The organism is Bradyrhizobium sp. USDA 4452 (assembly GCF_054063575.1).
In genome coordinates this window covers 3,369,535-3,385,371 of sequence record NZ_JBSSGK010000001.1, presented here as the reverse complement: position 1 = coordinate 3,385,371, position 15,837 = coordinate 3,369,535, and the positions used below count along the sequence as shown (strand labels likewise).

The window sequence follows — 15,837 nt, the reverse complement described above, 5'->3', positions numbered from 1 at the left end:
GTCTTTGATCTAGCCGCGGCCGTCGGCGCTGGTGTCGTAGTGAATAGTGCCGTCCTGCGGCGTGACCTTTGAGCCGGGAATGGCACGTACCAGGCCGTCGATGACGACGCGGTCACCGGGCTCGAGGCCCGACCGGATAACCCGCAACCCGCCGCGCAGATCGCCCGTCGTGACGATCTTCGGCTTGACCGCGGAGTCGGGGCCGACGGTCATCACCAGATGTTGCGACTGGTCGAGCGTGACCGAGGCATCGGGAAGCAAGAAGGCCGGCGCCGGCGGCGCGATCTCGACCCGCAGCCGTGCAAACGCACCGGGCGCCAGGAGCAGATCGGGGTTCGGTACCGTCGCGCGCGCCCGGATCGTGCCGCTGGAGCGATCGAGCGCGTTATCGATGAAATCGAGCGTTCCGTCGCGCTTGAAATCGTTCTCGTCGGAAAGCCGGATCAGGACCTTGTTGGCAAGCGGCCCCTGAATGTGGGCACGCTCGCGCGAGAATGTCAGGAAATCGGATTCGCTCATGTCGAAATCGACATAGAGCGGGTCGAGAGAGACCAGCGTCGCCAGCAATGTCGTCGGACTGGTCGCGGCGCGGCTGCCCGCGATCAGGCTGCCGATCGAAACCTGCCGCGCGCCGATGCGTCCCGTAAAGGGCGCCCGCACGCGGCTATAGTCGAGATCAAGCTCAGCGTCGCGCACGCGCGCCTTGGCATCTTCGACCGCGGCCTGCGATGCGTTCTGCTCGTTGGTACGCTGATCAACGGTTTCCTGCGTCGCGAAATCACTGCGCTTGAGGGACGTCGCGCGCGTCAGCTGATTGTTGGCGAGTTCGACGCGGGCTTTTGCTGTCTGCAGCGCGGCCTGTGCTTGAGCGAGCTTGATTTCGTAGGGGCGCGGATCGATGACGAACAGAAGATCGCCCTTATGAACGATCTGGCCGTCCTTGAAGTGAATCTCGGTCAGAGTGCCGCCGACCTGGGCACGCAGCTCGACGCGGTCGACCGCGGAGAACTGGCCGAGGAAGTCAATCCGGTTGCTGACCTCGCGTTGCAGCGGCTGACTGACCGTCACCGGCGGAGCCGGCGGCGCTGCCGCTGCGGCCTTGTTGCCTCCATGGGGCGCGAAATGGGGCGCGAAGCCGAAATAGACCGATCCGACCGCGACTGCGATTGCCGCAACGATGACGCCGGTTCGCCAGCTGCGTCTCCGCGGCTGCCCTGCCGGTCGGTTGAGCGGCTCGCGTGCTACCTTTGTGTTGTCGGTGATCTGGTCCATGAGACGTCCGTCATTCTTTCCCTGGTCGCCCGAAACCCGGCCGGGCCCGGTGCCGCCGACGGCAGGCTGAGCGTTGCGGCGCATCGGGGCGGTGTTGCCTGGTCACTGTCATTGCCGGAGAGGAAAAATACCGCGTGGGGTTGATATCTGGAGCAACTCCTCCAATATCTTGTCCGCGATATAACCTCGGGGAGGCGCCGTTCAAGGAATTTTGGAGCGATGACACCAAAAATAATTCAAGGGAAGAAAGCCAAGGACGACACGGTCAATAATCCCAAGGTGCGCAACCCAAAGCGCGGCCGAGGGCGGCCTTTGGTCTTCGATCGCGCCGCCGCGCTGCAGGCCGCGATGAAGCTGTTCTGGGAACGCGGCTATGAAGGTACGTCGTTCGACGAACTGATTGACGCGATGGGGATCAGCGCCTCGAGCTTCTACAATTCATTCGACAGTAAGGAAGCGCTGTATTGCGAAGCGACCAGCAGCTATCTCGATTGGGCGGGCCAATGGTTTCTCGCCATTCTCAATGATCCGTCGATCGACACCAAAACCGCGTTCGCACACTTGCTCGCGGCCACCGCAGACGAGTTCACGCGAGGCGATCATCCGCTTGGCTGCATGATCTCGCTGGCCGGCACGCATTGCTCGCCGGGGATGAAAAACATTCGTGAGATGATGGTCGAGCATCGCGCGTTCTCGGAAAGCGTGATGGCCGACCGCATGCGCAGGGGCGTTGCCAACGGCGATGTGCCGCCGGCGACCGATTGCGATATGCTGGCCGCCTATTACAGCGCGGTCGTTCGCGGCATGGCTGTCCAGGCGCGCGACGGAGCACCGCGCGAAAAGCTGGGCAAGATCGGCCGCCTGGCAATGCAGGCCTGGCCGCAACGTTCGGCAGAACATTGAGGCGAACTATGGTGCGCAATTGCGCACCTCAGAATCTCGAGGTTCCGGGTCCGATGCTGTCGCATCGCCCCCGGAATGACGGCGTCGGTTACGCCGCGCGGATGTTCGACAGGAAACCGTCGATCTCCGAGCGCAGCACGTCGGCCTCGCGGCGCAGCGCGTCGGAGGCGCTGAGCACCTCGGCGGCAGCAGTGCCGGCCTCGGCCGAGGCGGTCGAGACGCCGACGATGTTGCTCGACACCTCGCTGGTGCCGCCCGCCGCGTGCTGGATGTTGCGGGCGATCTCGCGGGTCGCCGCGCCCTGCTCCTCGACCGCGGCGGCGATCGCGGTGGTGACGTCGTTGATCTCGCCGATCGTGCTCGAGATGTTGCGGATCGCGGTGACTGCCGTCGTCGTCACCTCCTGCATGCTGACGATCTGCTGGCGGATCTCCTCGGTCGCCTTGGCGGTCTGGCTCGCGAGGTTCTTCACCTCGGAGGCGACCACCGCAAAGCCGCGGCCGGCCTCGCCGGCGCGCGCCGCCTCGATGGTGGCGTTGAGCGCCAAGAGGTTGGTCTGCGAGGCGATGGTCTGGATCAGGTCGACCACGACGCTGATTCGCGCGGCGTTGTCGGCAAGGCCCTGCATGGTGCTGTCGGTGGCGCTGGCTTCCTCGACCGCCTTGCGGGCGATCTCGGCCGAGGTGACGACCTGGCGGCCGATCTCGGAGATCGACGACGACAGCTCCTCGGTGCCGGCCGACACCGTCTGCACGTTGACCGAGGTTTCCTCGGCGGCCGAGGCGACCGCATTGACCAATGCGCTCGACTGGTCGGCGGTCGCCGACATGCTCTGCGCGGTCGCCTGCATCGAGTTCGCCGCGGTCTGCAGGCTGCCGAGCGCGCTGCGGACATTGGACTCGAACGCGACGATCTGGGTTTCCATGCGCGAGGCGCGCTCCGCCTTGGCGGTGCGGTCCTTGTTCTGGTTTTCGGCGAGCTCGCGGCTTTCGATCATGCTCTCGCGGAACACCTGCAGCGCGTCGGCCATGACCGCGATCTCGTCGCGCTGGCGGCTCTGCGGGATCTCGGTGTCGAGGTCGCCGTCGGACAGCAGCTGCATCGAGCGCTGCAGGCCGCGGATGCGGCGCAGGATGTTGCGCCCGACATAGAGCCAGACGAACAGGAACGAGCCGACCAAGGTCAGCGCGCCCAATCCGATCATCACCGTGGTCGCGAGCGAGATCTGCTGCCGCGCCTGGAAGGTCGCCGCGTCGGTATCCTTCTGCACGGCGTCGACCAGCTGCTGGACGCTGATGCCGAGCCCGACATTGAGCTTGCGGGTCTCCTCCAGGATGGTCTGGCCGTAATCGATCGAGTCGAGCTCCTTCTGGCGGACCTTGAACACGCCGGTCTTGCCTTCGCCGAGCACGAGCAGCCTCGAGGCGGTATCGCGCACGGCAACGATCGCCGGATTGTTCGGCAGGTCCTCGAGGTTGGACTTGACGCGCTCGCGGCCTTTCTTGAACTCCGCCTCGATCGCATCGAGCGTCTCGCTGGAATTGGCCGACAGCGCCGCGGTCATGTCGGCGGCCATCAGATTGCCGGCGGCGAGCACGTTGCTGATCTGGCCCACGGTTCGGGCCGCCTCGGTGGCAGCGTCGGCGGAGACATCGGCCGCGCCGAGGATGGCGTTGAGCCGGGTCTGCGCGTCGAGCATCGCGGGACCGGCGGCGGAGACGAAGGCGTCCTGCGCCTTGCGCAGCGCGTTGTACTGCTTGTCGTGCAGCGCGCCGACCTCGAGCCGCTCATGCGCCGCCGAGATCAGGCTCTTGGTCGCCTCGTCGGTGTTCTTGACGTTCTCCTGCAGCGCGCCGACGACGGATTTGTCGGCGCCGAGTTCGATGATCTCGCCAAGCTTGGCATTGGTCTGCTGCGCGACCTCCTGCACCTTCCTGGTGCGGTCGTTCAGCGCATCCTCGCTCGAGACGGCGAGCAGGCCGGGCCCCTGGGCTGCGAGCGAGGCGCTCTGCGCGGCAAGCTGCAGGCTCGCGGCCAGCCGCGGAATGTCGCGGCCGGAGAGATCGCTCATCGTGCCGCCGAGCTGATGCAGCACGATGCCAGCGCCTGCGCTGATCACCAGCGCCATGCCTGCGATCACGGCGAACGCCGCGAACAGGCTGCCCCTGACGCCCATCTGCGGCAGGCGGATGCGCTTGAGATTTGGTTTGCCGAGTTTGAACCGAAACGCCATTGCCCCGTGCCCCCTGGCCATACCCTTGGCCACTACTCTTGGATGTTTCCCCGGCGCGGGAGTATCGGTGCGGCGGGTTAACAAAATCGGGAAAATTGCGGCGATCCGCAGGATTTTTGAGGGGTGTCGCGCGCCGCACTGTTTTGGTCCGCTGTGCGGAATCGATGCGCGCGATCGGACGCAAAAAGGCCGGCGCGAGCCGGCCTTTCCACTCCTGGTTGTGGTGGTCCGTAACCTCAGTAGCGGCCGTAAGCGGGGCCGCCGAGGTTGCCGAGATTGAAGCGGTAGTTGAGGCCGGCCTTCACCGTGTGCTCGTCATTGTGGAAGCTGCCGACCGGCACCAGCGCGCCGGGCGCGGTGAAGCGGCTGTCGCCGAAGTCGTAGTACTGGTACTCGACCTTGGCCGACCAGTTCGGTGCGAACATGTATTCGGCGCCGCCGCCGATGGTCCAGCCGTTGCTGTGGTTGTCGCTGAGTGCGAAGGGGACCTGCGCGCCGCCTGATGTCACCGTTTCGTTGTTGTCGGAATAGGCGTAACCGCCCTTCACATAGATCAGGCCCGGGCCCCAGGTGTAGCCGACGCGGCCGGTGATCGAGGCTATGCCGCGCTGGTTGTTGTTGTAGACGTAACCGCCCGGGAAGATCGCGTTGAGCTGGTGGCCGCCGACCCAGGAATACTGGCCTTCGAGGCCGATCACCCACATCGGCGACAGCTGCCAGTCGTAACCGCCCTGCACGCCGCCCATGAAGCGGGCGCTGGAGTCCGACAGCGCGAGGCCGTTGAACGTGCTGTTCTGCGAGAACACGCCGCCGAGATGGCCGCCGAGATAGAAGCCGGTCCAGTTGTAGAGCGGCGCGGCGTAAACAGGCGCGGGCGCCTTCTGGTAATAGCCACGGGAGCCGAGGTCGGCGGCCTGGGCGGTCGCGCCAAAGGCAGCGACGGTAACAGCTGCGGCTGCGGTTGCGAGCAGGAACTTCTTCATGGGGCAGTCTCCGGACAAGTCATGAGGCGCAGCGTGAATGGCGCCATCCATGGCGATGCGTTAGACCGCATTTGAATAAAATGCTGTCACCGAATGACGACTTGGCGCGTTAAGTCGCACCCTTTGCGGTGAAACGTTTTGTTGTGCCTAACGAACGCTTAAGGGGGAATGACCGAAGGCTTAACGCACCGTGCGCGACGCGCTTGTTCCGTTAACCAGGCCCCCTGCTAGTCGAGCCGCTTGCGCACGTCCTCGCGCATCTGCGCGCGGAACGCTTCGCGGCGTGCGGCCCGATCCCCGACCGGAACGTCGTGGCGATCGAACACGTCGAATTTCTCGAGGATGGGATAATGCTCGCTCGCCATCGCCAGCACGCGCAGCAGGCCCGCGACCTTCGCCGTCGGGCCGGTGACTTCCCACTTGCGGAGTTTTTCGGCGCCGCCGTCAGCCGGCAGCCCGCACAGCTTCGCCATATCCGCCGCCGTCAGCTTGCGGCCGAGTGCCTCGCCGAGATGGTCGCGCAATTTTCTTAGTTCTGGGCCGGTCACTCTTGGGTCCGCTCCGCGGTGGCAAATGTGAAGTGAGTCACATGACGTGCTCGAGGCGAGGTCTATACGCCGAGCATGCGACTTCTCAAGGAAATCATCATGCACGGCATCATCGAAAGCCTGAGCCCCAAACACGCACAGATCGATTGGAAATGGGTCGGCAGTGTGTTCTTGGTCTACGTCGCGCTGACGATCGGCGGCGTCGGCCTGCTGCTCGCGCATTGATTCGCGGAAAGGGCAGGCGAGGGCGAATGGCCATCGTGGTGGCGCGGTCGCATCGTCGCGCAGGCCGGCCACGGCTGCGGGAACCAGATGGTTGCTTTTCTTTGCGTTCCCCGAGAGCCGGAAGCGATATCCCGCCGGCGCCTGCGTCCGGCGCCGACAGGATGGATTCAGGCCGTCAGCGGGAGGCGAGAGCGCCGGCCAGCCGCGCTGACTTACCGGTCGGCTTCGGCGTCGACCGTGCTGCCACCACAGGTCCCGATGGTGTCGCATTCGTCGGCCAGGCATCGGGGAACGGCGGAGCAAAATGGTGCGCCTTCAGAGCCGCGATGTCCCAGGAGTTCAGGCAGGTTTTCCCGCCATAATCAGTCGAATTGTAGAAGGCGTGAAACCCGATACCGAGAGCCGACGCGAAACGGTCGCCTTTGGTCGCTCCGTCCACATAAGCCCTCAGCTTCGCGCAGAACTTGGGCAGGTTGGCCGACCAGGGAGCATCGACCGCATTCTGGGCATTGTTGAACTGGTTTTGAAGCTCGCCGTACCGCTCGGTAAACGCTCCGTCGACCCCCGACCAGCCGTTCAGGCCGTCAATATCCAACCCGCTGCCATGGACGATCTTGTCGATCGAGATGACGGTGGTTCGGCCGCTCCGGTAGCTGATGTTGCTGGCGGTTGATCTGATCTCGTACTGCTTGGGATCGGGCGATTTGGTTTCGGCAAACGACTCCATGATCGAGTTCACACCGCTATTGAGCGTGGCGATGGCGTTGCTGTTCTTCTGCAGATAGGAGACGACGGGGACGATCGTCGCCCCAATACCCCCGGTGCCCGTGGCCAGCGATCCCAACGCGACGGCACTCGCGCCGACTGTCGTAATGCCGCTCACGAACTTCGTCGGGTCATTGAATCGAATGGTGTCCGACTGCTTGTACTCGAAGTGCATCCTTATTTTTGCGTTGGCAGGAACGTCGGTGATGATGGTGCCTTCGCAGTTCTGAATTTGGGTGTCGCCGAAGTTGGCCTTCGCGATGATCGGCACCTTGACCTGCTTGGTCTCGTTGCTCTTGGCGTTCGGGAAGGTCACCACGGCCGCGAGGGCGACAGACTTGTCGCGAATATTGAATCCATCCTGAAACATGTTGCCGGTTCGCTTCGCTCCGACCCAACCCGAAGCCACATTGTTCAGGCTCTGCGCATCGTCGCAGAGATTGCGGACCTTGAGATCGTACTGGAAAACGTCCTTGGGGCCGTCGAAGGGTCTTATGACCGGCGGCGAGCCGGAAGCACGCTCGACATCTGTCAAGTCAAAGCCGAATGCGGACGACGATGCCAACAGCGCAACAGCCGTCGGCAGCAAAATCTTGATGCGCACGTGATATCTCCCAATTCAATGTGTACTGCGGAGCTTTGAAAATTCGACAAGTAACCCTAGCTCCATAGAAGTATGGCTCTGGCCGAAAATCAACCAAAAGTAGATTATGCGATCAGGGGAAAATCAGGCCTTGGTCCGGCCCGTGACGAGACCGGCGGATGAAGCAGCCCGCGCGTGAGGGGCCAGGGGCCTGACGGTCAGGGTCACCGGAGCAGTCGCGGGCACTCGACGGTCGTCACCTCTGACGCTTCGCGCGAGCCGGCGACTGAATTGGCGGGGATGGCTGGTGCTTGGTCCAGTCGCTGTGCGACGAAGATCCTGGTGCTGCCAGACAGGATTGAACTGTCGACCTCTCCATTACCAATGGAGTGCTCTACCACTGAGCTACGGCAGCGTGCCCGGGAAAAATTGAATCGGCCCCAAGGCCCGTCCAAGCGGGCGGTTCTTGCCACAGGCCTCCCGTTGGCGCAAGGGAAACAGCGCCCCCGTTGCCGACGAAATCGGCAGAAACTGACCTTCCTCGCCGCCGATTCTGCCCAATCCGGCCGATTTCGGTCTGATTGGGTTCCGATCGTGGCAGGAAGCCGGATTTTGCCCCGCCGCCGAATCACGCCGCCTGGCGCAACTGGCCGACCGGGCAGGGTGCGCGGGCGGCGGCCTTTGGCTATGTTCGCTCTCGCGGAAGGCGCGACGGCGGTTCGAGAGTTTTGCAATGACAGGCGAGCAGGACAGAGGCGGCGGGCAGGCCGGAGCCCGCGGGAAGGATTCACGACAGGATCGTCTCAAGCTGGCGCTGCGCGAAAACCTGAAGCGGCGGAAATCGCAGGCGCGCGGTCGCGAGGATGTGGCTTCCCAACCAGCCCAGGGGTCACTAGAGGACGGCTCGCGAGATGACGCCGGCGGAAATGGGCCGGGCCGCTAGAGCCTTTCCCGCCAGGTGGACATCAGGTCGTGCAGAAAATCTGGCAAAACGACAAGCCGGGCCTGGCGTCTGGCTCTAATGAAAATCGAAACGCCAGCCGGGTGGCGTGCGTTGCAACGAAAGTGGGTCGCTGAGATGGCTGTAGAGACGACGATCGACCGGCTGAACGCCTCCGCCTATGCCTTCCCGCGTCATGAGCAGACCTTTCCGACACTGACGGCGCATGAGATCGAGCGGATGCGCCGCTTCGGCGAGCCGCGTGCGTACAAGGACGGCGAGGCGCTGTTCGAGACGGGCAAGCCGGGGCCCGGCATGTTCGTGGTGCTGTCGGGCTGCGTGGCGATCTCCCAGCGCGACGGCCTCGGCCGCGTCACGCCGGTCATAGATCAGGGGCCGGGGCAATTCCTTGCCGAGATCGGTCAGCTCTCGGGGCGCGCCGCGCTGGTCGACGGCCATGCCGAGGGCCCCGTCGAGACATTGCTGCTGCCGCCCGAGCGGCTGCGCGCGCTGCTGGTCGCCGAGGCCGATCTCGGCGAGCGCATCATGCGCGCGCTGATCCTGCGCCGCGTCAGCCTGATCCAGGGCGGCGCCGGTGGCCCGGTGCTGATCGGCTCCGCTTCGGTCGGCAACATGGCGCCGCTGCAGAACTTCCTGGCGCGCAACGGCCAGCCGCATCACGTTCTCGATCCAGAGACCGACACGGATGCCGCCGATCTCGTCGCACGCTATTCGCCCACCCGTGCCGAGCTGCCGCTGGTGGTCACCCCGAACGGCACCGTGCTGCGCAATCCGTCCGAGACCGCGCTTGCGATGGCGCTCGGCATGATCGGCGACAGCGCGCAAGACAAGCTCTACGATGTCGCGGTGGTCGGCAGCGGTCCGGCCGGGCTCTCCACCGCGGTTTATGCGGCCTCCGAAGGCCTGTCGGTCGCAGTGTTCGATTCCCGCGCCTTCGGCGGCCAGGCCGGCGCCAGCATGCGGATCGAGAACTATCTGGGATTCCCGACCGGCATCACCGGCCAGGCGCTGGCCGGGCGCGCCTTCAACCAGGCGCAGAAATTCGGCGCCGAGATGCTGATCCCGGTCTCGATCAAATCGCTGGACTGCTCGAAGGCGTCGGGCGCGTTCACGCTCGCCACCGGGTGTGGGCACACGCTGCGCGCCAAGTCGGTGGTGGTCGCGAGCGGCGCGCGCTATCGCCGGCCGGCGATCGACAATCTCGAGAATTATGAAGGCCGCGGCGTCTGGTACTGGGCCTCGCCGATCGAGGCGCGGCTCTGCGCCCAGCAGGATGTCGTGCTGGTCGGCGGCGGCAACTCGGCAGGCCAGGCGGCGGTGTACCTGTCGGCGCATGCGCGCAAGGTCAACATGATGATCCGCGGCGGCGGGCTCGGGGCCAGCATGTCGCGCTATCTGATCGAGCGTATCGAGGCGACGCCGAACATCGAATTGATGTTCAACACCGAGGTGACCGGGCTCGAAGGCGTGGAGACGCTGGAGCGCGTGCGCTGGCGCAGCCGGCTTGCGCCCGACGAGTTCACGATGGATATCCGCAATCTATTTTTGTTCGTCGGCGCCGATCCGGCGACCGGCTGGCTCGAGGGCTGCGGCGTGCAGGTCGACCGCGGCGGCTTCGTGATGACCGGCGTGCAGAACGGCGAGGGCGCACGCGCCGTGCCACAGCTCGAGACCACGGTGCCCGGCGTGTTCGCTGTCGGCGACGTCCGCTCCGGATCGGTCAAGCGCGTCGGCGGCGCGATCGGCGAGGGCGCCCAGGTGGTTGCGGCCCTGCACGGCTATCTCGCCGACGACGGCAGCCCGTCGCTGTAGCTTTTCCTCCGTCATCCTTGGGCCCGCGAAGCGGCGTGTCGAAGGATGAATCGGCCACCATGCGGGCCGTGCATCCTTCGAGGCTCGCTCCGCTCGCACCTCAAGGATGACGGTTCAAAAGAGCTCATTTCAGATGCGAGGCGCAAATGACAAAAGGCTGCACCCACGTCGCGGGTATCCAGGATGTCACGCCGAGTGCGCTCGGCTGCGAGGAATGCCTGAAGAGCGGCAGCCGCTGGCTGCATTTGCGGATCTGCCGGACCTGCGGCCATGTCGGCTGTTGCGACGACTCGCCGAACCGGCACGCGACCGCGCATTTCCACGCCACCAGCCATCCCGTGATCGAGGGCTATGATCCGCCGGAAGGCTGGGGCTGGTGCTATGTCGACGAGGTGCTGTTCGACCTGTCGAAACGCAAGACGCCGCATAACGGGCCGATCCCGCGCTATTATTGATTCAATGTCTCACGGGGCGCACGGGCGTATGACACGCGTGCGACCACTTTCGGCAAGTGCCGGCGCCGACGAATTTTCATGAGATGTCAGCCGTCCTGCCATCGAACCATGTAGCAATTTTCAAAACCGCATCGTAACGTGGTGCGGGTTCTCAACGGGGAGTGCGCCACATGACGACGCTGGTGCTTGTGCACGTCATTATCAGCCTGATCGCCATCGTCGCCGGCGTGATCGTGATGTTCGGCCTGCTCGGCTCGCGCGCGATGCCCGGGCTGACCGCGATCTTCCTCATCCTCACGATCCTGACCAACGCCACCGGCTTCGTGATCCCGCCGCTGGTGACCGAAAAACTGCTGCCGTCGCACGTCATCGGCGGCCTCTCGCTGGTGCTGCTCGCGATCGCCTGCATCGCGCTGTATGCGATGCAGCTCAAGGGCGCCTGGCGCCCGATCTATATCGTGACCGCGATGGTCTCGCTTTATCTCAACGTCTTCGTGCTCGTGATCCAGAGCTTCCTCAAGGTGCCTGCGCTGCAGGCGCTAGCGCCGGCGGTGCCGCCGAACCCGCCGTCCGGGCCGGTGTTTGCCACGGTGCAGGGCATCGTGCTGGTGTTCTTCGCCGTGGTGATCATCGGCGCCTGGCGCCGGTTCAGGCCGGTCACGTTCGCCTGATCCAGGGCGGGTGACATCATTCTGGGGCGCCGCGCAGCATAGAAGGTGACGTGCGCTGACGCGCGTGAGGTGCGTTCGCGCCTGAATATTCAACAAGAGGAGCAAGCCAATGCCCACCATCACCACCAAAGACGGCGTCGATATCTTCTACAAGGATTGGGGTTCGGGCCAGCCGATCGTGTTCAGCCATGGCTGGCCGCTGTCGTCGGACGACTGGGACGCCCAGATGCTGTTCTTCGTGGGCCACGGCTTTCGCGTCGTCGCCCACGACCGCCGCGGCCACGGCCGCTCCGCCCAGGTCGCCGACGGCCATGACATGGACCACTATGCCGACGACCTCGCGGCCGTCACTGCGCATCTCGATCTGAAGAACGCCGTTCATGTCGGCCATTCCACCGGGGGCGGCGAGGTGGTGCATTACATCGCCCGTCACGGCGAGAGCCGGGTCGCGAAGGCCGCGATCCTGAGCGCGGTGCCGCCCCTGATGGTGCAGACGGCGGCCAACCCCGGCGGTTTGCCGAAGTCGGTATTCGACGGTCTGCAGGCCCAGCTCGCGGCCAACCGCTCGCAGTTCTACCGCGATCTGCCGGCGGGGCCGTTCTACGGCTACAACCGGCCCGGCGCAAAACCGTCGGAAGCGGTGATCCAGAACTGGTGGCGGCAGGGCATGATGGGCGGCGCGAAAGCGCATTACGACGGCATCGTCGCGTTCTCGCAGACCGACTTCACAGAGGACCTGAAGAAGATCAACGTGCCGGTGCTGGTGATGCATGGCGACGACGACCAGATCGTGCCCTACGCCGACTCCGCGCCGCTCTCGGCCAAACTCTTGAAGAACGGCACGCTGAAGACCTACAAGGGCTTTCCGCACGGCATGCCGACGACGGAGGCCGAGACCATCAACAAGGATCTGCTGGCGTTCATCAAGGGGTGAGGGCCGGGGCTGTGTGCTTCGCACTTCGCAACGCCATCCAATGCGGACTTGGCAGGCTGTTGCGTAAGGGAATCACCGGCGGAAGGGTTCCCTCCCCCCTTGCGGGGGAGGGTTAGGGAGAGGGGTGGCCCACACGGCGCGCGCTCTCGAAATGCATTCCAATCCGCGCAATCAAGGTTGCGAAGCCGATCGCTTCATCGATTACCTCGCCCGAGGCTTACCCTCTCCCCGCCCTCCCCCAACGCAAGTCGGACCTGCCCGACTTGCGCAAATTTACAATGCGCAACCGGGGATCGGGTCATGCCGCTGGCGCCAGCTCCTTTGCATGGGGTTGTTTTCGATATTTTGCTCGGCGCCGCCGGTTCCCTCGATCGGGATTTCCTAGCGGCCGCTGGTACATCCCGGGCCGCAAGGCGTTATAACCCCCGTCATGTCCCCACCTGCTCCCCTGAAACTGATCGCCCTCGATGCCGATGACCTGGCGGTGATCTCCGCCCATGTGCAGGACGCCCGCGTCCACCCTGCCGACATCATCTGGCGGCAGGACCAGAAGCGCCTCGTGGTCGGCCTGAACCGCCTGGACTGGGAGCAGACCTTGTCGGGCGGCACCTGCTCGCGCCGGCTGATCGCCGCGCTCCGGTTCGACCGGGTGCTGGCATGCAAGTCGCGCAATATCGACCTGGAGGCCCCGGAGGCCACTCTGGAACTGCTCGGGATCGAATTCCACGCCTCCGACCCGCCGGGCGGCAGCGCGCTCCTGATGTTCGGCGAGGGCGGGGCGCTGCGGCTCGATGTCGAGTGCCTGGAGTGCGAATTGACCGATCTCGGGGAAGACGACCTCGGGGTGGCGCCGGGGTAATCATGCCGTCGTCCCGGCCTTCGCCGGACGAGGGCTGTGAGGTTGCGTGGCTGCCAAGGGTTGACGGCCATTATCCGCCGCGCCATTGAGCAGGGACCCGAACTCCTCTTCAGAAAGCCGCCATGCCCGTTCGCCTGGACCGACAGAGCGCCGATTTCGACCAGCGTTTCCGCGAATTCCTGGCGGCCAAGCGCGAGGTATCGGCCGACGTCGAGCGCGCCACCCGCGCCATCGTCGATGACGTGGCGGCCCGCGGCGACGCGGCGCTGCTCGAGGCGACCAAGAAGTTCGACCGGCTCGACGTCGACGCCGCCGGCCTGCGCGTCACCGCTGCCGAGGTCGACGCTGCGGTTGCGGCCTCCGACCCCAAGACCGTCGAGGCGCTGACATTCGCGCGCGACCGGATCGAGACCTTTCACCGCCGCCAGCTGCCCAAGGACGAGCGCTTCACCGACGCCGCCGGCGTCGAGCTCGGCTGGCGCTGGAGCGCGGTCGATGCGGTCGGGCTTTACGTGCCCGGCGGCACCGCGGCCTATCCGTCCTCGGTGCTGATGAACGCGGTGCCGGCGCGGGTCGCCGGGGTGCCGCGGGTCGTGATGGTGGTGCCGGCGCCGGACGGCAAGCTCAACCCGCTGGTGCTGGCGGCCGCCCATCTCGGCGGCGTCTCGGAAATCTACCGCGTCGGCGGCGCCCAGGCGGTCGCGGCTTTGGCCTACGGCACGGCAACGATCGCGCCAGTGGCAAAAATCGTCGGCCCCGGCAATGCCTATGTCGCCGCGGCCAAGCGGCTGGTGTTCGGCAAGGTCGGCATCGACATGATCGCCGGCCCCTCCGAGGTGCTGGTCATTGCCGACGACACCGGCAATGCCGACTGGATCGCGGCCGATCTGCTGGCGCAGGCCGAGCATGACGTCAGCGCGCAGTCGATCCTGATCACCGACAGCCCGCGGCTCGCGGCCGATGTCGAGCGCGCGGTCGAGGCGCAGCTTGCGACGCTGCCGCGTGCGACGATTGCGCGCGCCTCGTGGGATGACTTCGGCGCCGTGATCATGGTGGCGAAGCTCGACGACGCGGTCGAGCTCGCCAATGCGATCGCCGCGGAGCATCTGGAGATCATGACCGCGGACGCCGAGGCCCTGTCGAAACAGGTCCGCAACGCCGGGGCAATCTTCCTCGGGCCCCATACACCGGAGGCGATCGGCGACTATGTGGGCGGCTCCAACCACGTGCTGCCGACCGCCCGCTCGGCGCGGTTCTCGTCGGGTCTCGGGGTGCTTGACTTCATGAAGCGAACCTCGATCCTGCGGTGCGGGCCGGATCAGCTTCGTGCGCTCGGGCGCGCCGCGATGACGCTCGGCCAGGCCGAGGGTCTCGATGCCCATTCACGTTCCGTCGGATTGCGCCTCAACCTCTCATGAACAAGCCGCCAGACGACGAGGATTCCAACAATCGCATCGTCGCGGTGACGCTCGACGAGGAATCGATCGGCCGTTCCGGGCCCGACATCGAGCATGAGCGGGCGATCGCCATCTACGACCTGGTCGAGCAGAACCTGTTCGCGCCCGAAGGCGCGGCCGCCCCGGGACCCTACACCCTGCACATCGCGATCACCGGCAACCGGCTGATGTTCGATATCAGGAAGGAGGACGGCACGCCTGTGGTGGCGCATCTGTTGTCGCTGACGCCGTTCCGCCGTGTCGTGAAGGACTACTTCATGATCTGCGACAGCTACTATCAGGCGATCCGTACCGCGACGCCGGACAAGATCGAGGCGATCGACATGGGCCGCCGCGGCATCCATGACGAAGGCTCGCGCACGCTGCAGGAGCGGCTCAAGGGCAAGGTGCGCGTCGATTTCGAGACCGCGCGGCGGCTGTTCACGCTGATCACTGTGCTGCACTGGAAGGGTGAGGGCGCATGATCCCGAAAAGTGGGTACCGGTTTTCGGATCAGATCATGCGCGAAAGTGAGAGGCGCATGATCCTCGACATGACTGACGGGGGCGTACCCCGGTCGAGAAAAGCCTGATCGCATGGAAGCGCCGCGCGCGCGCACCCCGCAGGCCGTGCTGTTCGCATGCGGCCACAACGCCGTGCGCTCGCCGATGGCCGAAAGCCTGCTGCAGCAGATGTTTCCGCAAGGCGTCTATGTCCGCTCCGCCGGCGTGAAGAAGGGCGAGCTCGATCCGTTCGCGGTCGCCGTGATGGCCGAGTTCGGCCAGGACATCTCCGGTCACAAGCCGCAGACCTTCGAGGAGCTCGAGGACTGGGAGGGGCTGAACTTCGACCTCATCATCACGCTGTCGCCCGAGGCGCACCACAAGGCGCTGGATCTGACCCGGACGCTCGCCGCCGATGTCGAATACTGGCCGACCCCTGATCCGACCGGCACCAGCGGCAATCGCGAGCAGAAGCTCGCCGCCTATCGCGAGGTCTGCGATGGGCTCTTGATGCGGATCCGCCGCCGCTTCACCAAGGCCGGCGTGGCGAACCTGTGAGGCTCCACGCAGGGGGCCCGCGTGTTCCGATTCGCAAGGTCTGCCCCTTGTCGCCAGACTGACAAACAGCTGTGCTTATGGGGCCTTGTCGCCCACGGGGAAGCGCGATTCGCGGCCGGTTCCAAGGTTGTGCATC

General features: G+C 65.2%; 15 protein-coding genes and 1 tRNA gene. 10 read left to right on the top strand and 6 right to left on the bottom strand.

Annotation, left to right across the window (positions count from 1 at the left end; genetic code table 11):
• Positions 1–9: 9 nt before the first annotated feature.
• Positions 10–1,272 carry an efflux RND transporter periplasmic adaptor subunit gene (locus ACVISU_RS16325; RefSeq protein ID WP_050403447.1) on the bottom strand — a complete coding sequence of 421 codons (1,263 nt, stop codon included), beginning with the start codon at positions 1,270–1,272 and terminating at the stop codon, positions 10–12.
• Positions 1,273–1,620: 348 nt separating this feature from the next.
• Between ACVISU_RS16325 and ACVISU_RS16320 the strand changes: the two genes are divergently transcribed.
• Positions 1,621–2,175 carry a TetR/AcrR family transcriptional regulator gene (locus tag ACVISU_RS16320; protein WP_050403448.1) on the top strand — a complete coding sequence of 185 codons (555 nt, stop codon included), beginning with the start codon at positions 1,621–1,623 and terminating at the stop codon, positions 2,173–2,175.
• A gap of 88 nt (positions 2,176–2,263) precedes the next feature.
• On the opposite strand, the gene ACVISU_RS16315 is transcribed toward ACVISU_RS16320, so the two are convergent.
• The 3 genes from ACVISU_RS16315 to ACVISU_RS16305 form a co-directional block, all read right to left on the bottom strand.
• Positions 2,264–4,408 (bottom strand): methyl-accepting chemotaxis protein, encoded by a 2,145-nt coding sequence (locus ACVISU_RS16315; protein ID WP_456707596.1) that lies wholly within the window; start codon positions 4,406–4,408, stop codon positions 2,264–2,266.
• A 236-nt stretch (positions 4,409–4,644) separates the two neighbouring features.
• Positions 4,645–5,391, bottom strand: a complete 747-nt coding sequence (locus tag ACVISU_RS16310) for an outer membrane protein (RefSeq protein WP_456707595.1) — start codon at positions 5,389–5,391, stop codon at positions 4,645–4,647.
• Between the two features lie 227 nt (positions 5,392–5,618).
• On the bottom strand, positions 5,619–5,939 hold the full coding sequence (locus ACVISU_RS16305) for a hypothetical protein (RefSeq protein ID WP_456707594.1): 321 nt from the start codon (positions 5,937–5,939) through the stop codon (positions 5,619–5,621).
• A gap of 99 nt (positions 5,940–6,038) precedes the next feature.
• On the opposite strand from ACVISU_RS16305, the gene ACVISU_RS16300 reads away from it, so the two are divergent.
• Positions 6,039–6,164, top strand: coding sequence for a hypothetical protein (locus tag ACVISU_RS16300; protein ID WP_456707593.1), 126 nt, complete (start codon positions 6,039–6,041; stop codon positions 6,162–6,164).
• Positions 6,165–6,339: 175 nt separating this feature from the next.
• Here ACVISU_RS16300 and ACVISU_RS16295 read toward each other — a convergent pair whose 3' ends face one another.
• Positions 6,340–7,533: a hypothetical protein gene (locus ACVISU_RS16295; protein ID WP_456707592.1), complete on the bottom strand. Its 1,194-nt coding sequence runs from the start codon at positions 7,531–7,533 to the stop codon at positions 6,340–6,342.
• A 319-nt stretch (positions 7,534–7,852) separates the two neighbouring features.
• Positions 7,853–7,927: transfer RNA gene (locus ACVISU_RS16290), tRNA-Thr, on the bottom strand.
• A gap of 663 nt (positions 7,928–8,590) precedes the next feature.
• Between ACVISU_RS16290 and ACVISU_RS16285 the strand changes: the two genes are divergently transcribed.
• The 8 genes from ACVISU_RS16285 to ACVISU_RS16250 all read left to right on the top strand — a co-directional run bounded on the left by ACVISU_RS16285 (position 8,591) and on the right by ACVISU_RS16250 (position 15,701).
• Positions 8,591–10,285 carry an FAD-dependent oxidoreductase gene (locus ACVISU_RS16285; protein WP_456707591.1) on the top strand — a complete coding sequence of 565 codons (1,695 nt, stop codon included), beginning with the start codon at positions 8,591–8,593 and terminating at the stop codon, positions 10,283–10,285.
• A 146-nt stretch (positions 10,286–10,431) separates the two neighbouring features.
• Positions 10,432–10,740, top strand: a complete 309-nt coding sequence (locus ACVISU_RS16280; RefSeq protein ID WP_456707590.1) for a UBP-type zinc finger domain-containing protein — start codon at positions 10,432–10,434, stop codon at positions 10,738–10,740.
• A gap of 170 nt (positions 10,741–10,910) precedes the next feature.
• Positions 10,911–11,411, top strand: coding sequence for a hypothetical protein (locus tag ACVISU_RS16275; protein ID WP_050403362.1), 501 nt, complete (start codon positions 10,911–10,913; stop codon positions 11,409–11,411).
• A gap of 109 nt (positions 11,412–11,520) precedes the next feature.
• Positions 11,521–12,345, top strand: coding sequence for an alpha/beta fold hydrolase (locus tag ACVISU_RS16270; RefSeq protein ID WP_050403363.1), 825 nt, complete (start codon positions 11,521–11,523; stop codon positions 12,343–12,345).
• 430 nt (positions 12,346–12,775) lie between these two features.
• Positions 12,776–13,204 carry a DUF2948 family protein gene (locus tag ACVISU_RS16265; protein WP_050403364.1) on the top strand — a complete coding sequence of 143 codons (429 nt, stop codon included), beginning with the start codon at positions 12,776–12,778 and terminating at the stop codon, positions 13,202–13,204.
• 122 nt (positions 13,205–13,326) lie between these two features.
• Complete coding sequence (hisD, locus tag ACVISU_RS16260; RefSeq protein WP_456707589.1) at positions 13,327–14,622, top strand: histidinol dehydrogenase; 1,296 nt, start codon at positions 13,327–13,329, stop codon at positions 14,620–14,622.
• Positions 14,619–15,125 (top strand): UPF0262 family protein, encoded by a 507-nt coding sequence (locus ACVISU_RS16255; protein WP_456707588.1) that lies wholly within the window; start codon positions 14,619–14,621, stop codon positions 15,123–15,125. The genes hisD and ACVISU_RS16255 overlap by 4 nt, the downstream gene beginning before the upstream one ends.
• Positions 15,126–15,236: 111 nt before the next feature.
• Positions 15,237–15,701 carry an arsenate-mycothiol transferase ArsC gene (locus ACVISU_RS16250; RefSeq protein ID WP_050403367.1) on the top strand — a complete coding sequence of 155 codons (465 nt, stop codon included), beginning with the start codon at positions 15,237–15,239 and terminating at the stop codon, positions 15,699–15,701.
• Positions 15,702–15,837: the final 136 nt, after the last annotated feature.